The organism is Epilithonimonas caeni DSM 17710, from assembly GCF_000426465.1.
Taxonomy (GTDB): Bacteria; Bacteroidota; Bacteroidia; order Flavobacteriales; family Weeksellaceae; genus Epilithonimonas; species Epilithonimonas caeni.
In genome coordinates this window covers 538,734-557,157 of sequence record NZ_AUFK01000009.1, presented here as the reverse complement: position 1 = coordinate 557,157, position 18,424 = coordinate 538,734, and the positions used below count along the sequence as shown (strand labels likewise).

The 18,424-nt window shown below is 36.9% G+C and carries 20 protein-coding genes; 6 read left to right on the top strand and 14 right to left on the bottom strand.

Features of this window, described 5'->3' with window-relative positions; genetic code table 11:
- The first annotated feature begins 55 nt into the window (after nt 1–55).
- A complete protein-coding gene (locus K319_RS0103720; protein ID WP_027382407.1) occupies nt 56–1,219 on the top strand; it encodes a proline dehydrogenase family protein in 1,164 nt (387 codons plus the stop codon).
- 84 nt (nt 1,220–1,303) lie between these two features.
- Here the strand turns inward: K319_RS0103720 and K319_RS21480 are convergent, their stop codons facing one another.
- The 5 genes from K319_RS21480 to K319_RS0103695 all read right to left on the bottom strand — a co-directional run bounded on the left by K319_RS21480 (nt 1,304) and on the right by K319_RS0103695 (nt 3,904).
- A complete protein-coding gene (locus K319_RS21480; RefSeq protein WP_027382406.1) occupies nt 1,304–1,519 on the bottom strand; it encodes a hypothetical protein in 216 nt (71 codons plus the stop codon).
- A gap of 3 nt (nt 1,520–1,522) precedes the next feature.
- Nucleotides 1,523–1,966, bottom strand: coding sequence for a nuclear transport factor 2 family protein (locus tag K319_RS0103710; RefSeq protein ID WP_027382405.1), 444 nt, complete (start codon nt 1,964–1,966; stop codon nt 1,523–1,525).
- Nucleotides 1,967–2,006: 40 nt separating this feature from the next.
- The gene (locus K319_RS21835) at nt 2,007–2,129 is read right to left on the bottom strand and encodes a hypothetical protein (RefSeq protein WP_262487808.1); all 123 of its coding nucleotides are present in this window, start codon (nt 2,127–2,129) and stop codon (nt 2,007–2,009) included.
- 119 nt (nt 2,130–2,248) lie between these two features.
- Complete coding sequence (locus tag K319_RS0103700; RefSeq protein ID WP_156907037.1) at nt 2,249–2,797, bottom strand: hypothetical protein; 549 nt, start codon at nt 2,795–2,797, stop codon at nt 2,249–2,251.
- 120 nt (nt 2,798–2,917) lie between these two features.
- Nucleotides 2,918–3,904, bottom strand: coding sequence for a hypothetical protein (locus K319_RS0103695; RefSeq protein WP_034671324.1), 987 nt, complete (start codon nt 3,902–3,904; stop codon nt 2,918–2,920).
- Between the two features lie 136 nt (nt 3,905–4,040).
- Here K319_RS0103695 and K319_RS0103690 point away from each other — a divergent pair, with 136 nt between their 5' ends.
- Complete coding sequence (locus K319_RS0103690; protein ID WP_027382402.1) at nt 4,041–4,559, top strand: DUF421 domain-containing protein; 519 nt, start codon at nt 4,041–4,043, stop codon at nt 4,557–4,559.
- Between the two features lie 152 nt (nt 4,560–4,711).
- Here K319_RS0103690 and K319_RS0103685 read toward each other — a convergent pair whose 3' ends face one another.
- Nucleotides 4,712–5,545, bottom strand: coding sequence for an aldo/keto reductase (locus K319_RS0103685; RefSeq protein WP_027382401.1), 834 nt, complete (start codon nt 5,543–5,545; stop codon nt 4,712–4,714).
- A gap of 127 nt (nt 5,546–5,672) precedes the next feature.
- Between K319_RS0103685 and K319_RS0103675 the strand changes: the two genes are divergently transcribed.
- Nucleotides 5,673–6,398 (top strand): shikimate dehydrogenase family protein, encoded by a 726-nt coding sequence (locus tag K319_RS0103675; RefSeq protein ID WP_027382400.1) that lies wholly within the window; start codon nt 5,673–5,675, stop codon nt 6,396–6,398.
- Nucleotides 6,399–6,401: 3 nt separating this feature from the next.
- Here K319_RS0103675 and K319_RS0103670 read toward each other — a convergent pair whose 3' ends face one another.
- The gene (locus K319_RS0103670; RefSeq protein ID WP_027382399.1) at nt 6,402–6,887 is read right to left on the bottom strand and encodes a DNA-deoxyinosine glycosylase; all 486 of its coding nucleotides are present in this window, start codon (nt 6,885–6,887) and stop codon (nt 6,402–6,404) included.
- Nucleotides 6,888–7,137: 250 nt separating this feature from the next.
- Complete coding sequence (dacB, locus tag K319_RS0103665) at nt 7,138–8,511, bottom strand: D-alanyl-D-alanine carboxypeptidase/D-alanyl-D-alanine endopeptidase (protein WP_027382398.1); 1,374 nt, start codon at nt 8,509–8,511, stop codon at nt 7,138–7,140.
- 175 nt (nt 8,512–8,686) lie between these two features.
- Here dacB and trhA point away from each other — a divergent pair, with 175 nt between their 5' ends.
- Nucleotides 8,687–9,322 carry a PAQR family membrane homeostasis protein TrhA gene (trhA, locus tag K319_RS0103655; RefSeq protein WP_027382397.1) on the top strand — a complete coding sequence of 212 codons (636 nt, stop codon included), beginning with the start codon at nt 8,687–8,689 and terminating at the stop codon, nt 9,320–9,322.
- Nucleotides 9,323–9,493: 171 nt separating this feature from the next.
- Here trhA and K319_RS0103650 read toward each other — a convergent pair whose 3' ends face one another.
- Nucleotides 9,494–10,402: an AEC family transporter gene (locus K319_RS0103650; RefSeq protein WP_027382396.1), complete on the bottom strand. Its 909-nt coding sequence runs from the start codon at nt 10,400–10,402 to the stop codon at nt 9,494–9,496.
- A gap of 92 nt (nt 10,403–10,494) precedes the next feature.
- On the bottom strand, nt 10,495–11,385 hold the full coding sequence (locus K319_RS19745; RefSeq protein ID WP_051230402.1) for a T9SS-dependent choice-of-anchor J family protein: 891 nt from the start codon (nt 11,383–11,385) through the stop codon (nt 10,495–10,497).
- Between the two features lie 125 nt (nt 11,386–11,510).
- Between K319_RS19745 and pruA the strand changes: the two genes are divergently transcribed.
- Nucleotides 11,511–13,136, top strand: coding sequence for an L-glutamate gamma-semialdehyde dehydrogenase (gene pruA / locus K319_RS0103640; RefSeq protein ID WP_027382395.1), 1,626 nt, complete (start codon nt 11,511–11,513; stop codon nt 13,134–13,136).
- A 103-nt stretch (nt 13,137–13,239) separates the two neighbouring features.
- Nucleotides 13,240–13,845, top strand: a complete 606-nt coding sequence (gene pncA / locus K319_RS0103635; protein WP_027382394.1) for a bifunctional nicotinamidase/pyrazinamidase — start codon at nt 13,240–13,242, stop codon at nt 13,843–13,845.
- Between the two features lie 118 nt (nt 13,846–13,963).
- Here pncA and K319_RS0103630 read toward each other — a convergent pair whose 3' ends face one another.
- The 4 genes from K319_RS0103630 to K319_RS0103615 are packed head-to-tail and all read right to left on the bottom strand — an operon-like array spanning nt 13,964 to nt 18,236.
- Nucleotides 13,964–14,347 (bottom strand): response regulator transcription factor, encoded by a 384-nt coding sequence (locus K319_RS0103630; RefSeq protein ID WP_027382393.1) that lies wholly within the window; start codon nt 14,345–14,347, stop codon nt 13,964–13,966.
- Between the two features lie 10 nt (nt 14,348–14,357).
- Nucleotides 14,358–16,214: a PAS domain-containing sensor histidine kinase gene (locus tag K319_RS0103625; protein ID WP_034671321.1), complete on the bottom strand. Its 1,857-nt coding sequence runs from the start codon at nt 16,212–16,214 to the stop codon at nt 14,358–14,360.
- A 32-nt stretch (nt 16,215–16,246) separates the two neighbouring features.
- On the bottom strand, nt 16,247–16,564 hold the full coding sequence (locus tag K319_RS0103620) for a DUF962 domain-containing protein (protein ID WP_027382391.1): 318 nt from the start codon (nt 16,562–16,564) through the stop codon (nt 16,247–16,249).
- Nucleotides 16,551–18,236, bottom strand: coding sequence for an APC family permease (locus tag K319_RS0103615; protein WP_027382390.1), 1,686 nt, complete (start codon nt 18,234–18,236; stop codon nt 16,551–16,553). The genes K319_RS0103620 and K319_RS0103615 overlap by 14 nt, the downstream gene beginning before the upstream one ends.
- Nucleotides 18,237–18,424 lie beyond the last annotated feature (188 nt).

The window sequence follows — 18,424 nt, the reverse complement described above, 5'->3', positions numbered from 1 at the left end:
TTTAAAATTTATCTTAAAATCGAAATAATATTTACTTTTGGGACAAATTCCTGATATGAGTATTTTCAATGATACAAAGCTCGCATTTGCCGATAAAACGGATGCTCAGCTCAAAAAGGCCTATTGGATGTTCAAGGCGATTGAACAGCCTGCATTGACCAATATTGGCGTTTCTCTTCTCAATTTTACAGTTAGGAACAATTTTCCGTTTGTGGACGGAATCGTGAAGCAGACTTTGTTCGAGCAGTTTTGTGGTGGCGAAACGCGTGAAGAAAGCATGAAAGTGGTGAAACAGATGTTCAAACGTGGTGTTGGAAGTATTTTCGATTATTCGATTGAGGGAAAGGAAGAGGAAGAAGTTTTTGATGCGGTTTGTAAAGAGATCAAAGATATTGTCCGGTTTTCCGTCGGGAATCCGGCGATTCCGTTCATTGTTTTCAAACCGACGGCTTTTGGCAGAATCGATATCTATGAGGAAGTCGGTAAAGGAAAAGAATTGACAACCAGTCAGAAAGAAGAGTGGAATAGAGTAGTGCAGCGTTTTGACGAAGTGTGTAAACTTTGTTTCGAGAGCGACAAAAAAGTGATGGTCGATGCCGAGGAAACCTGGATGCAGGATGCGGCTGACCAGCTTTGTGAGGAAATGATGGAGAAATACAACAAGGAAAAAGCCATCGTCTGGAACACCATCCAAATGTACAGAACCGGTCGTCTGGAATATATGAATGCTCATCTTGAAAGAGCGAGAGAAAAAGGCTATTTCATTGGTTATAAGCTTGTTCGTGGCGCTTATATGGAAAAAGAAGCCGACCGTGCCAAAGCAATGAATTACCCGAATCCAATCCAACCAAGCAAACAAGCAACCGATGATAATTACAATGTCGGAATAGATTTTGTGATGGCTAACCTGGACAAAGTTTCTGCATTCTTCGGAACACATAACGAGAAATCTTCCGAATTGGTGATGGACAAAATGAAAGCGAAAGGTCTGGAACACGACAATCCACATATTTATTTTGGACAGCTTTATGGGATGAGTGATAACATTACTTATTATTTGGCTGATCAGCATTACAATGTAGCGAAATATCTTCCTTATGGACCTGTAAAAGATGTTGTTCCGTATCTCACGAGACGTGCGCAGGAGAATACTTCTGTTGCCGGACAAACTGGACGGGAATTGGGTTTGATCAGCAAGGAATTGAAGAGAAGAAAATAATTTAGATTTTAGATATTAGATATTTTACAATCTTAAAAATAAAAGATCCGCTGTGAGGCGGATTTTCTATTATTATAGTTTATCTTAATCAGGAATTTTCATTATTAAGTTTCGGGAACTATCAAAGAAAGAATTATCTTCTAAAATAATCTCATCATCCAAATCCATGCTTTTCAGCTTTTCGATAAACTTGATTGTAAATTCTTTAATTTCTTCACGAGGATTTGTAATTCCTTCATCTTGCATCTTTTTTCTTAAAGTATAAATATCAAGATAATGTTTTACATTAAGTTTAGTCATATTTTATTTCTTCTTCTCCGCCTTCACAGCCTGCCTGGCCAACAATTTCCAGCCACTTTTAGTTTTCTGCCAAACATACAAAATATCCAGACTCACTTCTCCGGGTTCTTTGCCCAAATCGTGAGTTGTTGCATACAAATGATTGCGGACAATCGCGGTTTTATCTACGATTTGAATCGATTGATTGGTATTTTCAATGGTCAGGAAATTAGATTTCTTACTGACCAGTTTTTCTACAAACTCTTTTGCATCATCAATATGACCACCTGAATGTCCGTAAGTCAATTCCGGAAGAATTAAAGATTCTAAAATGGCTTTGTCGCCACTGATCATAGCTGATCTTAGTTTTTCAGATGCTTCGGCAACGGCTTGTTGATCGTTGTTTTTTTGTGCAAATAGCATTGATACAGCAAGAAAGCTGAATGTTAAAAATAATTTCTTTATCATAGTTACTTTAATATTTGAATCAAAGATAATAAAGATTGCGCTAGCTTTCTGTATCAATGGCCTCATAAGTATCTTTGATCAAAGCGTCAGAAGAAGCATGCTCAAGATTGATTTTCTGTTTTGAGATGAAAGGTCTCTCTGTAGAAGGCATTTCATCTTCCATTGTTTTCCTAAATCAGTTCGCCTTTCATTACATTCATAGTCAAGTGACTGATTTGTGGCAGCTGACAATGGCCATCAGAAATGATAACGGTTTGATTGATTGTTCATTGCTGATTTATATTAATAACTGAATTCGAGGGGCGAAAAATCTTTCAGTTTAGGAAGTACAGACAACTTGTTTTTTGTCTTGGTGAGTTTCAAAACCTTATCCGTTTCGTAAGCCGTGTGTTTCTCGGTTTTATCGCCAGTTGAAAGATTGTAATCTATGTGTTCGATATAGCCTGCACTTGCATTATTAAAAGTGTAACCGATCAATTCGAAATCACCATTTTGATATCTGAATTTGTGCACAAAATTCCCTTTCAGTAGTTGATTTCTGAATATCAGAACACCATTTTTGATTTGCAGATCTTCCAATACAGCTTCTGTTCTTGCATCACCATAAGGAAATTTCTCCATCACGGCTTTGGTTGAAGAAAACACATTTTGATAACTTCCGTTTTTATTTTGAAAGAATATTTCCAGTAAGTAAGGATTATGTTTGTCGTTATTATTTTCTTTTACAACCACCATATCATCAAGATTATCTTTGTTCAGGTCACCATAGATTTTATATACCATCTTGTTGTAGTAGTCGGTTTTCACTTGAGAATGTAGAGTAATATTCATAAGGAATACTAATAAAAAGATAAAACAATTTTGGGACACATAAAATCTCATTTTCGTAAAATTTTTAATAGAGTAGTTGCAAATATATTTTTAATCATAATTGTTTGATTCAAAATCTAATTAATGCCTGTTATCACAATTAGTATAAATATCGGGATAAGAGCTGTCTAAAAAAGTAATCGATGGGCAACCGAAAGATTCTGACACAAAACCAAAAACAACAAGCGGTTTATTTTTGAACAATCTTCCTGTCCATTGCCAATCGTTGTATTCGTTATTATTGATGAAATTTAAAGGACTGAATTCTGCGCCTTCAGCTGTCGTGTAGGTCTTTTCGAAAATAACTTTATTGTCTTTCACAACGGCTAATTGTCTTTTGGAAATTCCATACTCGCCTTTATGGTCCTGAAGATAATAAGTCAGATTTTGAAATTTTGCCAGATAAGTATTTTCTAGATTCTTTTCGTTTTTGAACGACAAGGGAAATTCATCACGACTTGTTTTCTCCCAATGGATCGGAACTACTTTCTCACCAGAAAACGGACTTTCCTTTCCAAAATGGACCAGACTGTTATTTGTTTTATCCATTACAGATAGTCCAGAACTCTCAGGTTCATTCAGCTCGAAGCCGATCATATAATCGTAACTGGAAATTTCTTCACCTTCGCTTGTGTAAAGATTCAAATTGGCAACAGACTTCAGATCACGGATTGGGAATTTCTGTAATTTGGCATCTTTGTAATTGTAAAGAAACAATGTGTCCGTTTCCGAAAGAGAAGTTCCTTTTAGTAATTTTTCGCGGTAAGTCCCAGTCAGTTCAAAATGCTTCAGTTCGGCAAATGTCTTGGTTTTTTGATTGTGAATAATGTCTTCGGGAATTGCCAAAGAATCATTATAGATATCAGACATCGAAACAAATATGTTATATTTACCAGCGTTTTCAATAGAATACAGATCGAAGATTCGAAAATCGGAAAGATCTTTTTTTTCAGCAGAAGTTGTATCAACAGTAATTTCTTGTTTATTCACCGTTACGACTTTTTTCACTCCTTTTTTACAAGCTAAAAAGCATAATAGTACAGAGAATAGTAAAAATTGCTTTTTCATCATATAGTTTTATCCCAAATATAGTTTAAAATATTTTTGTTTTTCACAAAGCTTTTGCTGTACAAAAAATATGCAAAATATACTTTAATAATATCCGGAAAACTATCTATCTTTATTTTAAAAATTTTTTCAGATTTTGGATCCAATTCTTGATATTGTTGTTCGCTCGCTGGCGGTTTACTTTTTTATGGTCATCGCTGTGCGTGTTTTTGGTAAAAATCAGTTATCACAGCTCAATGCTGGTGATGTGATTCTTCTGCTTTTGATAAGTAATGCCGTTCAAAATGCGATGGTCGGCTCCAACAGCAGTTTACAAGGCGGACTTGTAGCCGCTTTGGTTTTATTTGTAGCGAATTTTGTCGTGAAGAAATTTATTTTCAAAAACCAGAAGATCAAAGAATTGATAGAAGACCATCCTTATATTTTAGTAAAAGATGGAGTAGTGTATTCTGAAGTCCTCAGAAAAGTTCAAATCTCTGAAGACGAACTGGAGGAGGCCGTTCACGAACACGGCATCGAAAAAGTGTCTGATGTGAAGCTGGCAATTCTGGAAGTGGACGGAAATATCAGTGTGATATCAACCGATAATAATACGGAACAAACGCACTATTCCAGACATAAAACCAAAATGAAACGGAAGTTTAGGAATCAATAATTGTATGATGAAAATGCTTCGACCCCAATTTGACGCTCTAATTGAGAAGGTATGTTTATAATTCCAATATATCTTTTAAAAAAAAAATTGAAATTGCTTGTAAAAAGATCCGCTTTAAATTTTTAAAACGGATCTCTATTTTTTTAATGAGTCTAGAAGTCAACTGTTTCCGGATTCAAGCCGGAAAAGCCGGTTTCCTCCAAAGTTTTAAGGGACTTCATATCACTTTCGGATATCTTGAATCTTTCAAAATGTAAGTTATTATAGATATTGGTAGGATTTTCTGATTTTGGTAAAGCAATAACACCCGACTGCAAACAAAACTGGATACAAAGAATTGCTGGAGAGACATCATATTTATCAGCAATGTCTTTTAGGTCTTCATCTTTCAACAATCTTCCGGAACCGATCGGACTCCAAGCTTCTATCGCAATTCCCTTTTCTTTACAATAATCAACAACCGTCTGCTGAACATAGCCCGGATGAAATTCTATCTGATTAACAGCCGGGATCACTTCCGCCGTTTCCAGCAAAGCTTTGATCTGTGGCAGCATAAAATTGCTTACACCAATTGTTTTAACAACACCGGATCTGTAAAGTTCTTCCATTGCTTTCCATGTTTCCGCATTGATTTCTTTCCAGTTTTCGAACTGTTTTTCATTCGCTGGCCAATGAATTAACAATAAGTCCAAATAATCGGTTTTCAGTTTTTTAAGCGATTGTTCGACTGATCGTTTAACACCCTGCGTGCTTCTGTTGCTATTCCAGATCTTGGTTGTGAGATACAGGTCTTTTCTTGCAATTCCGGATCCTTCGATCGCTTCTCCTATTTCTGCTTCGTTTCCGTAGATATCAGCCGTATCAATATGTGTATATCCAGCATCCAAAGCAATTTTTACAGTTTTCTGAACACCTTCTGTCGTTTGCCAGGTTCCAAAACCTATTTCTGGGATTTCTGTTCCGTTATTGAGAATAACATTTTTCATTTTAAAATATTTTTGATTTTCAAAAGCCAAAATTACGCCATCGAAATCGGTTTCAAAAATAATTCAGCTAATGCAAGAATCAAAAAATTATGATGAATTTTGTATTGATATTTCCTAAATTTGGAGTATGGAAAAACAGGAATTCGGATTACTTGGGAAGAATATCTCTTACTCATTTTCAAAAAAATATTTCGAGGAAAAATTCAAAAAATTATTTCTAAAAAACCATTCATATAATTTCTTTGACATCTCTGAAATCGAAAATGTTACGTCTTTCTTAGAAAATCCCAATCTTATCGGAATGAATGTCACCATTCCTTACAAACAAGCTATCATTCCGTTTCTTGATGAACTAAGCGAGGAAGCTTTACAGATCGGCGCCGTCAATTGCGTAAGTTTTCAAAACGGAAAGAAAATCGGTTATAATACAGATGCTTTCGGATTTGAAAAGACTTTGCTTATCAATAAAAAAGAGCATCATAAAAAAGCTTTGATCCTTGGTGACGGAGGAGCTGCAAAAGCTGTCAAATATATCTTAGACAAACATAATATCGAACACACTACGGTTTCTAGAAAATCTGAGATCAATTTTGACAATCTCCCGGAAGAATTGGTAAAAGATTCATTATTGATCATCCAGACAACACCGGTTGGCACTTTCCCAAATGTAGATGATTCTGTACCTTTTCCGTTTGATGCAATTACCGATAAACATTACGTCATCGATTTGATCTACAATCCTTCAGAAACAGTTTTCCTCAGAAAATCTGCAGAAAAAGGAGCGACAACGCTTAATGGATTTTATATGCTGGAACAGCAGGCGGAGAAGGCTTGGGAGATCTGGAGGAGTTAACTTTTATAAGTAATCTTTGATCACTTTCCAACTTTCTAATTTCTCCTCAAACTTCACCGTATGAAGCGGACTTGTAGAAGGCAAAACAAGAATCGGAATTTCGAAATTCTTGCCAAGAATCTTCAGGAGGTTTTTGTAAGACTTTTGCCCGTTACAGAAGATCGTTTTGATGTTAGGATGATTCTCTATTAATTCAAGGATATTGTTATCAATTTCATCTTTGATCTCTGTATCCAGGCTACCTTTTCTTTCACAGCTTTCTATAACATCCCAAAGTGCGACTTTATTCGTTTTCAGTAATTCTAATCTTGTATTATAATCGGTCGAAAATTCTGTATCAAAAAGATAAAACATCAATTTCCAGAACTGATTTTGAGGATGTGCATAATATTGCTGCATTTCCAAAGATTTCACACCCGGAACCGAACCGAGAATCAGAATTTCTGAGTGTTCATCTACAATTGGCGGAAAAGAATTGATTCTGTTCATTTTGTTTTATCGCAAAGTCGCAAAAATATTTAAAATTAATTTAGTAAAAGTCGCAAAAATAAAATCTTCGATTTTAAAATTTTAACGAAGTTAAAATCTTTGTGCCTTGAAAAGCATTATAGATATTAGCCTTTTGTGCCTTTGCATTAAAATTCTAATATTTTATTTGAATGTCTTCGAGAACCTCAGACTGACAAAACAGATAAGATGTCACACTGAGCGGTGTCGAAGTGTTTCAACATTTTATTGTTTACTTCAAATTATCCAAAATCTTAAACAAAGCATTACTGATACTTCCACCCTGATAATTATTAAGAATAATGGAAAACACATAATTCTTTCCGTTTTTGGAGGTTTGATAACCCGCAAAAGATTTGCTGTCTTTGATGGTTCCGCTTTTCATTTTGATTCCGTTCTGAGTTGGGAAACCCTCAAAGAAGGCATCGAACCAACTTTGTTTTTTCGCATACAACAAAGCCTGCACCTGTGCTTTCGCCGAAACGTAATTCTGTGGTGAAAGCCCGCTTCCATCGGCGAAATTGATCATCATCGGATTGATACCTTTTGATTTCCAGAAATCTTTGAGAAAATCTACACCAGTCTCAAAGCTTGGGTTATTTCGTTTCTCTTTTGCCATTGTTTTGATCAGCGTTTCTCCGTAAAGATTGATACTTTTCCTCAAGAACCAATAAACGATTTTGTCCAGCGTTGGCGATTTATATTCGAAAATTTGATTCTGTGTTGATGCTTTTGAAAAGGACTTTCCAGCCAATTTCTCATTGTAATAAGTTGTTGTTTTACCTGAAATGGAAATTCCGTTTTCTCCTAAAAGTTTTTGGATTTCGACGGCCAATTGCATTGGTGGATTGGGGGTCGCTCCGGAAACTATAGATACTTTTCCTGCAGGTAAAGTTCCGTTGATCATTGCAGTTTCCGAATGTGGGGCTGTGAAAATTAGACTCTGGTCAGAATTCCCTCCAGTTTTCAATTCATTGATCCAACTGACATTATCCAAACCATAGGAAAAACTCTTGAATTGGTTTCCATTAATATTAATATCAAATTGATTCTCCCTCCAGTTCACGCCAAAAGTTCCTGCTCCGTAATAATTCCCCAAATCGTTCCAAGGCCAACCGCCAGGCGTACTTTGGAAATCGAAATATGAATCATCAACGATCAGGCTGCCCGATATTTTCTTGATTCCCGATTTCTTGATAGCTTCTAATAATTGTTGTTTGAAGTTTTCCGGCTTATAATTTTCCCAACGCCAGCTTCCCAAAGTCGGGTCGCCATTGGAAGTGATGTAAAAATCACCATCCAAAGTTCCATTAGATATCTTCCCGGAATATGAAGCGGTCGTTTTGAATTGATAATTCTTTCCCAAAGTTTCCAAAGCCGCTGCTGATGTGAAAATCTTCTGTGTACTTGCCGTAGAAAGACCTTTGTTTCCATTATATTCATAAACCAAGTTTCCATTTTCGTCCGAAACATAGAAAGAAAGATTGGCTGATAAGGCATTAGAAGTTGATAACATTTCTTTCACAGATTTGTCCAGATTTTCTGACACAGACTGTGAGAAAACGATTTGAGATATCAGTATGGGAACAATGAGAAAAATTTTCATTCTTATTTTTCATCAAAACTAAGGATTTTTAAAATGAATATCAACCTAAGACGTTTCATTATATGTTCAATAAATTTCAAACCAAATATTATTTTAAATATAAAATTATGTTAAATCTGAAATTGGACAATTATCTAAAAATTTGAATTAACTAATTTTGATAGAAATTATAAAAATGCCGAAGAAGAACCGAAAAAAGGAAGAATTCTACAACGTTATCACGCACGGTTTTGGAGCGGCCCTGTCTGTGGTGGCTTTGATACTGATGATCATTTATTCTGCCATTAGCGACAGCACGATCGCCATTGTCTGTTCTCTGGTTTTTGGATTGAGTTTGATAACGCTTTATTCTGCTTCAACCATCTATCACGCTGTTTACAAACTGAAATGGAAAAAGATCTGCCAGAGAATAGACCATCTCAGTATTTACATCTTGATTGCCGGGACTTATACCCCTATTGCATTACTCGGGCTGAAGGGCATCTGGGGCTGGACGATGTTCGGCGTGATCTGGGGACTGGCGATCATCGGCTTTATTTTCAAATTCTCCCCTCTGAGATACAATGAAAAGATCTCGTTATCGCTCTACGCCATTATGGGCTGGACTGCGATCATCGCTATCAAACCAATGATAGAAAACCTTTCTGCGGGTGCATTAACTTTCATCATACTGGGAGGCTTGTGCTACACTTTCGGAATCTATTTCTACGCCAAAGACCGGAAACCTTTTTATCATCCCATTTGGCATTTGTTTGTTTTAGGCGGCAGCATCATGCATTTCTGCGCAGTTTTCTTTTTTATTCTGCCGTAAAAGAACTAAAAATATTAAACCACAAAAGTCACAAAAGATACAGTTGCCTATTTTCTTTTGTGACTTTTGTGGTTTTTAAATTCAAGCTAAAGAATCCGCTTTTAAAATCAAATTGTTTATTCTACCTTCTTAAAAAGCAACTTCATTCTTAAAAAACTTTGCGACAAAAACCTAGAATAAGAACTCAATGATCTCAAACCAGATCCCTGTTGTCACAAAACCAACAAGGATGCTGATCCCGATAATCAGATTGATAAGCTTTGTATTCAGTCGGTACTGTTCCGCAATGATGCTTGCCGTGATTACCGTTGGCATTGCTGATTCGAAAATACTGATTTTTGCGATATCACCCTTGACCCCGAAAACGACCGCCAGTATCAAAACCATTATTGGTGTCAAAATCAATTTGTAAAGCATCGATGTGGAAATCTGTGGAATCAGCTTTCTCCAACCATTGAATTTCAATTGCAACCCCACGGAGAACAAAGCCAAAGGAGCAACTGTCGAAGCCAGTTTGTCAAACATTGGTTCTGCAAAATGAAGATCGATGAACTGCGACAAGATCAATGCACTGATACATCCTATAAACGGAGGAAATGTAAAAAGTCTTTTAAGAATGAATTTGGAATCTACTTTTCCGCTTTTACTGCCACCTCTCAATGCTGCGATAATTCCCATTGTAGAGAGCATCAGGAACATCGTCTGGTCACAGATGATAGCAATACTCAGATATTTTTCTCCGTAAAAAGCAGTTATCAAAGGAAATCCGATAAAAGAGGTGTTACTATAACCGCTTGCCAGCTCCATTGTACTTCTTGACCTAGCCGAATAGTTTTTTATTCGACTGTAAAGCAACATAAAAGCCCAGCCGCCAATCGCTGTCAGAACCGTGCTCAAAATTGGAAAAAGCATTTCCCATGACCATTCTACTTTGGGAAGATATTTGAAAGAAACTGCGGGCAAGGCAATATAGAGAAGCCAGGTATTGATGCCTTTGTGCGCATCGGGATGAATGGTTTTTGTTGATTTGAAAATCATTCCTGCAACTACGCAAACTACGATCAATACAAAATTTATCATTACTTCATTTTACTGTGTAAAATTAGATAAGTACATTTTTATAAACAAAAAAAGCCCCCTTAATTTTAAGGGGGCTTTTTTTGTTTATAAAATTATTCTTTAATGAACTTTTGAACATTAACTTCTGCACCAAATTTAAGCTTAACCAAATAAGCTCCTTTTGGTAAAGATCTAACGTCTAGAGATGTTCCATCATATTTAACAGGGATATTTTTTCCTGTAACATCAAAAACTTCTGCAGTAAGAACTTTTTCGGAAGAATTAATTTTTAAATAATCAGATGTTGGATTTGGATAAACAGATAGTTTAGATTTGCTCAAATCTGAAACAGCCATTACAGGTCTAGTCACAGAGAATGTATCAACACCTATATTATCTGAAAAATCCCCAGTTGTTCCTCCTCCAGTAACATAATATCTAAATGCAATTCTTGACGCAACGTCACCTGTTAAACCAGATACCGTATAATCATATTTAGTATATGAAAAAGGATAACCTGTAGCTGTTAAGTCAGCATTAACAGTAAGCGCAAGTGTTGTAAAAGAACCTAAGTTAGTAGCCCCTGAAGCTCCCGTTCCACTTGGCAATGTTGTTGTTGCAGCAGTACTTAGCCTTAATTCCAACCTGTCCGGATAAGTACCTGGTTCTCCCCCGCTCATAGTATAAAAAGAGATGACATCTCCATTTCTAAGATTAACTACAGGTGTAATAAGCCAGTTACTAATGGTTCCTGTTCCTGTAGCACTGCTATAGTTACAAAATGCATAAGATGTATCATCTCCACTTTGTGGACCAATGTGATCCGCAGGTCCTTGTCTCCATACCCCAGTTGTAGTACTTCCAAGAGGATTACTTTTATTAAGGGCTGTCCAACCTTGCCCAGATAAAGCTGAGAAAGTATCAAAGTTTTCAGAAATAACAGTTGTTTGAGCATTAGTCATTGCAAATGCCAAACTCGCAATAAAAAGTAAATTTTTCGTCATAATTATTTATTTTGTTTTATTAACTCTATCAAATTTATGTTAAAAAAACAAAATAAACAAATAAAAACATAATTTATTTGTTATTTTTTTTGATTGTAAATTTGTAAAAATCTAAAATTAAAATTATGTCTAAAGCGATTTCCAAGGTTCCAGCTGTTATAAATGAACCGGTAAAATCTTACATTCCTAATTCTGAAGAGGTAAAAAGCCTGATTGCCACGTACAAGAAAATGTGGAAGGAAAAAACCGAGATACCAATGGTGATCGGTGGAAAAGAAGTAAAAACAGACAAAAAAATAAAACTAAGTTCACCACAGGACCATCAGCACGATTTTGGTTTCTATTACGAAGGCGATATGTCTCACGTTGACCAGGCCATAGAAGCTGCTCTTGCTGCAAAAGCAAAATGGAATGCACTTGGATGGGAACACAGAGCGTCGATTTTCCTGAAAGCTGCTGAACTTCTAGCCGGGCCTTACAGGGATGTTATCAATGCTGCGACGATGATCGGGCAATCCAAGAATGTTCATCAGGCGGAGATCGATTCGGCTTGTGAACTCATAGATTTCTTACGTTTCAATGTAGAATTCATGACGCAAATGTATGCTGAACAGCCGGTTTCTGACAAGGGGATCTGGAACCGTGTAGAATACAGACCGCTTGAAGGATTCTGCTTTGCGGTGACGCCATTCAACTTCACGGCAATCTCCGGAAACCTGCCTGCTTGTATGGCAATGATGGGGAATGTTGTAGTGTGGAAACCTTCCGATAAGCAGGTTTATTCAGCAAAAGTGATCATGGATGTTCTGAGAGAAGCCGGACTGCCGGATGGTGTCATCAATATGATTTTCACGGATGGGAAACAAACGGCTGAGAAAGTGTTGGCCCACAAAGATTTTGCTGGTCTTCATTTCACAGGTTCTACAAAGGTTTTTCAAGGCATGTGGAAAATGATCGGTGACAATATCCATAACTATAGATCTTATCCAAGGATCGTTGGTGAAACTGGTGGGAAAGACTTCGTGATGGTTCATCCATCAGCTAATGTTGAAGCTGTTGCAACAGGTCTGGTAAGAGGTGCTTTTGAATATCAGGGTCAAAAATGTTCTGCTGCGTCCAGAGCTTATATTCCTAAATCTCTTTGGAATGAAGTGAAGGCGGTGATGGAAGCTCAGATGAAAACCATCAAAATAGGTTCTCCTGAAGATCCTTCCAACTTCGTGAATGCTGTTATCGATAAAAATTCTTTCGAGAAATGTAAAGGTTATATCGACAGAGCTGAAGCTTCGAACGATGCGAATGTCATCATCGGTGGAAAATACGATGATAAGAAAGGCTGGTTCGTACATCCAACAGTTATCGAAACCATCAATCCTTATTACGAAAGTATTGTTGACGAAATCTTCGGCCCGATCTTGACCGTTTACGTTTATGAGGACGAAAATTGGGAAGACACGTTGAAACTGGTTGATACTTCTACGCAGTATTCTTTGACAGGTTCTATTTTCGCACAGGACAGATATGCGATCGAAGAAGCTTACAAGGCTTTGGAAAATGCTTCCGGAAACTTCTATATCAATGACAAACCAACCGGGGCAGTTGTGGGCCAGCAGCCTTTCGGCGGTTCCAGAGCATCCGGAACCAATGACAAAGCAGGTTCTAAAATGAATCTCCTGCGTTGGGTTTCTGTGAGAAGTATCAAGGAAACTTTTGTCTCTCCAAAAGATTACAAATATCCATATTTAGGTTAAATCCTGGATCTTAATGTCAATATGTCATTCCGAGAGAAGAAAATCATGATTGGTAAGATTCTTTCAGAATGACATTTGTATTTCATAACCCAAATCTCAGACAATGAAAAAAGCACTCATTATAGTTGATGTTCAAAATGATTTTTGTGAAGGTGGCGCTTTGGCCGTTCCGGAAGCTAACAGCATCATTCCTTATATTAATCTTCTGATGGAAGAAAATGAATATGACCAAATCGTTTTAACTCAGGACTGGCATCCTGCAAACCATAAAAGTTTTGCTTCCAACAATGGAAAAAATGTTGGCGAAACGATCTCTCTAAATGGCATTCCTCAGTTTATGTGGCCTGACCATTGTGTCCAGGGAACTTTCGGGGCAGAATTTCATAAAGATTTGAATCGTGATAAAGTCACGCATATCATCCAAAAAGGAAAAAATGTGGAAATCGACAGTTACAGCGGTTTTCAGGACAACAATCATTTTTTGAAAACCGGATTAGAAGATTTCCTGAAGTACCACGATATCCAGTTGGTTGAGATTGTTGGATTGGCATTGGATTATTGTGTGAAATTTACAGCAATCGATGCCTTCAATGCTGGATTCATCACTTGTCTTCATTTCAACGGAACAAAGGCGGTGAACGTGAAACCTGACAGTGCAAGAAATACAATTTATGATCTGGCTGAGAAAGGAATTACTATTTTAGCGTAAATCAAACTTTTTTATCATCGACACCTCTCAAACTGATAAGTTGTACACGATCCAGCTTGAGAGCACGAGTTCGATTTCCTTAAGATAAACTAATGGTGGATTAAGCTGATAAAAAAAATTATTCAGTAGAATTATTATTTGAATAGTATCTTATTTTTTCTACAATTTCTCCAAGGTCAAAAGGTTTGGGAATGAAATCTATCGCACCGCTTTCTATGGCAGAGTCGCCCAAGCCCCGGCTGGCAGACATTATCACGACAGGGATATTTTTAAAATCCTGATGTGCTTTTATCATTTTGCAGATGTCACGTCCGTCCTCACCAGACAGCCACATATCCATCAGGATCACGTCTGGTTTTGAAGAAATTGAAAGAGAGTTGAACATCTCTGACCCTTTTTCATAATTATCAACATCATAACCTTCCATATTTAACATCATTTTAACTGAATCCAAAATGGCTGGGCTATCGTCTACAACGTATATTTTTTTTGAATTTGACATTTTTTAAGTGTTAATTTATTTTAGGGACCTCAAAACAAAACTCTGATCCTTTTCCTTCTACAGAATTTACAAAAATCCTGCCACCACTTCTTTTTATGATTTCGGATGAGATATATAATCCCAAACCAAGTCCTGGAAACGTATATTCTTTACTTCCGCTGACTCTGTAATATTGCTCGAAAACCTTGTCTTTTTTGTCCTCAGCGATTCCAATTCCATAATCTTTTACGGCAAAATGGGCACAGCCTTCTTCTGTTAATCTCGTAGTGATTTGTATCTTGTCCGAGTCGGGAGAATATTTTATTGCGTTACTTATGAGATTGGTCATTACTTGCGCGATCCTGTTTTTGTCGCCGGTGATTGTTCCAATCGGTTCCGCCTCTACATAAATTCTATGACGGGTATTCATTTGTTGTTCTTCAACAACTTCGTGAACAAGCTCATCAAAATCAAATTCGCTTCTATTAAGGAGAATTTTCCCGTTCTGGATTTTTGTGACATCCAGCAGATCATTCACAAGACTTGTGAGCTTATTGATTTGCTCATCCATTTTCATCGCAACATCTGCGTTTTTGTTGTCGTCTTGTTTTCGGAGATTCTTTTCCAGAAACTGGGAATAGAGCTTGAGACTTGTGAGCGGCGTTTTCAGTTCATGACTTGCAATGCCGAGGAAGTTGTCTTTTTGTTGCTGAAATTGTTTAAATTCGTTGATCTCTGTACAGGTTCCGATCCATTGGATCACTTCGCCGTTCTCATCTTTTATAGGGACCGCACGACCCAGAAACCATTCATAGGAGTTTTCCTTTGTCCGATTCCGAAACTGATATTCGATTTCATAACCTTGCTTGTTTTTCTGACTGGTCTTCCAAAGACTGATCGCCTTTTTATAATCATCGGGATGAAGGAGCTTGCTCGCGGCGTTTTCTCTGGAATCTATACCCTCAAATCCGGTGTAATCATACCATTTCTTATTATAATAATCTATATTTCCGTTTTTGTCTGCGGTCCATATGATGATTGGCAAACTGTCTGCGAGGTTTTTATATCTTTCCTCATTTTCCTGTAATCTTTTCTTTGTCAGAACCACATCGGTTACATCTACAGCAATATTGGCTATGGCATAAACTTCTCCTTTGTTATTTTTGAGGGGCTGATAAGAAAAATTATAATAAAAGGTTTGTAATTTACCATCGACCACAAGGTCTGCCCGGTCTTCTTTTGCGGAATATGTTTTTCCCGTTTCATAGACGTTTTTGAGAAGCCCGATGAAAGATTGTCCTATCAATTCAGGAATTCCTTCTTCTATTCTTTTTCCAATGATGGAGTCATCTTTACCCCAGGTTTTCAACATTTTTTCATTTGCCAGGTCTATAATGAAATCTTCACCTTTATAGATTGCAATAGCATAATCGGATTCCTTAATGAGATTTTCGAATTTATATTCAGTTTCAGAAACTTTTTTTTCAGCTAAAACCTGTTCGGTAACTTCGGTTGCCACAATACTTATTCCGATGATCTCTGTCTCATCATCATTATAGATCGGTGCAAAAATGAAATCGAAATAACATTCTTCTGTGTTTCCATTCCTTACGATGTAAGCCAGTTGCTTGTAACCTTTATATGGATTTCCTGTTTTCTTGACATTCGAAAGGATCTCCATAAATGGTTGCCCCTCGAGTTCCGGCAAAGCATCTATTAGTTTTGAACCGATGACCTCTGCAGGTTTTCCCCATAATTGAAGCATCTGAGGATTGGCAACCTGAATGACAAATTCATCACCAATTAACATGGACAAGGCTACGGGAGCCTGAACTAGCAAAAGGGCTAAAGAATCTTGCGAAATATTAGTTTTGATGAAATTCTTCATTGTGAAATAGACAATAAATTAGTGCGATATACTTATTTTGAAAATTTTTGTTTTCCTATTAATAATTCGAAAAATAATCTGAAATCTGATGCCAATGACCAGATCGGATATTTGAATGTAGCGGGTGTATTCCTTTCAAATACAGCATGGCTAAACCAAGCAAATCCATATCCGAAAATAGGGCAATACCAAAGAAATCGTTCTTTCCCAGATTGTATGACATAAAAAATAACCACAAAAACTAGCAGGATCCCAAGGAAATGAAACGCTCTGGTTAGTGGTTTACTGTGCTCTGCAAGATAAAACTGATAAAATTCCTTATAGGTTTTTATTTTATTAGGAGATTCCATTTTTGGTTTGATTTAGTTTGCTGTTTTTATATCCATAAAGGAAATATATTATCAAACCTATAGCAAACCACAGTCCAAACCAGAACCAATTCTCGTGGCTCATTCCGGTTAAAAGATAAAGACAGGAACTAAGACCGATCAAAGGAATTAACGAGAGATTTTTAACGATAGCTAATCCACATAGAACCAGATTTATAATGATAAAAATAATGATTGCCAAACGGAATTCGCCTTCGTTGGAATCACTGATATTGGTCAGATTATGAAAAAATTCTGGCTGATAAAAATAGAAAAATACCAATCCACCAATGAATATCAATGGGAAAAATACTTTACCATTGATATAAGGCAAATGGAATCTTCCTTTGATCTTTTCTTTCGGAGGCAACATCAGAACGCCACCGCAAACTAACACAAAAGCAAAAATAGTTCCTATACTCGTGAAATCGAGAATGAAGGTCTTATCTGTAAATAGAATAGGTACGCCGACTACAATACCTGTTACAATCGTTGCGAAAGAAGGTACTTTGTTCTTACTGTGAACTTCTTGGAATTTCTTAGGTAAAAGTCCATCTCTCGACATTGCCATCCAGATTCTCGGCTGCCCCATTTGGAAAACCAGAAGCACGGTCGTAATCGCAACAATCGCAATCAACGCCACAATGAATTCCATCCAGGGGAGATTGAGATTTGTTTTATCAAATACAAAAGATAATGGGTCCCCGATTCCGTCAAATTTTCTGTAATCCACCAAACCGGTTAATGTTAAAGTCAAAATGATATAAATAACTGTACAAAGCCCAAGAGAAATCAGCATTCCTTTTGGTAGGTCTTTTTGAGGATTCTTGGTTTCTTCTGATAAAACAGAGATTGCATCAAAGCCGATATAAGCAAAGAAAACACCCGAAACGGCTGACATTACACCGGCAAAGCCGTTGGGCATAAAAGAACCGGAGGTTGGGGTAGAAGTCGTTGGAAACCAATTCCCTGTATTTATATAACCTACACCAACTGCAATTACCAAAAGAATGACGAACAGCTTTAGAATAACAAAAAAGTTATTGAAGTTCTTACTTTCCTTGATTCCCTGGTAGCAAAGCCAAGTGATCAGTCCATTGATTACCAATGCCGGTATGTCAACTATGATTTTCAATCCACCGATAATTGGTGCCGATTTCCAAGCGTTGATAAGCTCTCCGTTGTTGGAATTGTTAAGAAAAGCTTTTTTAGCTTCAGTGTAGCTACAAGTGAAATAATCCGGAATATGAACCCCGATTCTCTCCATAAAACTGGTAAAATAATCTGACCAGGAAAATGCAACATAGATATTTCCAAAAGAATATTCCATTATCAAGGCCCAACCGATGACCCATGCAATCAATTCCCCAAAACTGGCATAGGCGTAGGTGTAAGCACTTCCGGCAGTGGGAATTCGGCTTGCAAATTCCGCATAACAAAGTGCGGTAAACGCACAGGCAAAACCACAGATCAGATATAAAACAATGACGCCCGGACCACCGCGGAAGATAGCTTCACCTAAACTGCTGAAACTTCCTGCTCCAATAATGGCAGCAATCCCAAAAAATACAATATCCCAGGTTCCAAGAACTCTATTAAGCTGTCCGGAATCTGCATTCTCTGCGTAGTGTTTTCTTCTGAAAAGTGAACTCATTTAAGTTTATAATTTTTGTGAAAGTAACAAATGTAATAAAATTTTGATGTTTTTAACATTTTATTAATAAATAAAACTATTTCCCAAACAAAAAGTGCTTTTAAAAACTCCTCCAAATAATATCTTTTCCCTATTTTCGTTGAAAAAGGAACAAACTTTGTTGCAGCTCTGGCTTCGACAATAATTTT

Bases quoted from the DNA above. Each gene is read 5' to 3' on its own strand.
- K319_RS0103700 (WP_156907037.1), bottom strand. From the start codon at position 2,797: ATGAATATTACTCTACATTCTCAAGTGAAAACCGACTACTACAACAAG.
- K319_RS0103685 (WP_027382401.1), bottom strand. From the start codon at position 5,545: ATGAAAAATGTTATTCTCAATAACGGAACAGAAATCCCAGAAATAGGT.
- K319_RS0103615 (WP_027382390.1), bottom strand. From the start codon at position 18,236: ATGAGTTCACTTTTCAGAAGAAAACACTACGCAGAGAATGCAGATTCC.
- K319_RS0103710 (WP_027382405.1), bottom strand. From the start codon at position 1,966: ATGATAAAGAAATTATTTTTAACATTCAGCTTTCTTGCTGTATCAATG.
- dacB (WP_027382398.1), bottom strand. From the start codon at position 8,511: ATGAAAATTTTTCTCATTGTTCCCATACTGATATCTCAAATCGTTTTC.
- K319_RS19745 (WP_051230402.1), bottom strand. From the start codon at position 11,385: ATGACGAAAAATTTACTTTTTATTGCGAGTTTGGCATTTGCAATGACT.
- K319_RS0103650 (WP_027382396.1), bottom strand. From the start codon at position 10,402: ATGATAAATTTTGTATTGATCGTAGTTTGCGTAGTTGCAGGAATGATT.
- K319_RS0103675 (WP_027382400.1), top strand. From the start codon at position 5,673: ATGGAAAAACAGGAATTCGGATTACTTGGGAAGAATATCTCTTACTCA.
- K319_RS0103625 (WP_034671321.1), bottom strand. From the start codon at position 16,214: ATGAAGAATTTCATCAAAACTAATATTTCGCAAGATTCTTTAGCCCTT.
- pncA (WP_027382394.1), top strand. From the start codon at position 13,240: ATGAAAAAAGCACTCATTATAGTTGATGTTCAAAATGATTTTTGTGAA.
- K319_RS0103720 (WP_027382407.1), top strand. From the start codon at position 56: ATGAGTATTTTCAATGATACAAAGCTCGCATTTGCCGATAAAACGGAT.
- K319_RS0103670 (WP_027382399.1), bottom strand. From the start codon at position 6,887: ATGAACAGAATCAATTCTTTTCCGCCAATTGTAGATGAACACTCAGAA.
- K319_RS0103695 (WP_034671324.1), bottom strand. From the start codon at position 3,904: ATGAAAAAGCAATTTTTACTATTCTCTGTACTATTATGCTTTTTAGCT.
- pruA (WP_027382395.1), top strand. From the start codon at position 11,511: ATGTCTAAAGCGATTTCCAAGGTTCCAGCTGTTATAAATGAACCGGTA.
- K319_RS21835 (WP_262487808.1), bottom strand. From the start codon at position 2,129: ATGGAAGATGAAATGCCTTCTACAGAGAGACCTTTCATCTCAAAACAG.
- K319_RS0103620 (WP_027382391.1), bottom strand. From the start codon at position 16,564: ATGGAATCTCCTAATAAAATAAAAACCTATAAGGAATTTTATCAGTTT.
- K319_RS0103630 (WP_027382393.1), bottom strand. From the start codon at position 14,347: ATGTCAAATTCAAAAAAAATATACGTTGTAGACGATAGCCCAGCCATT.
- trhA (WP_027382397.1), top strand. From the start codon at position 8,687: ATGCCGAAGAAGAACCGAAAAAAGGAAGAATTCTACAACGTTATCACG.
- K319_RS21480 (WP_027382406.1), bottom strand. From the start codon at position 1,519: ATGACTAAACTTAATGTAAAACATTATCTTGATATTTATACTTTAAGA.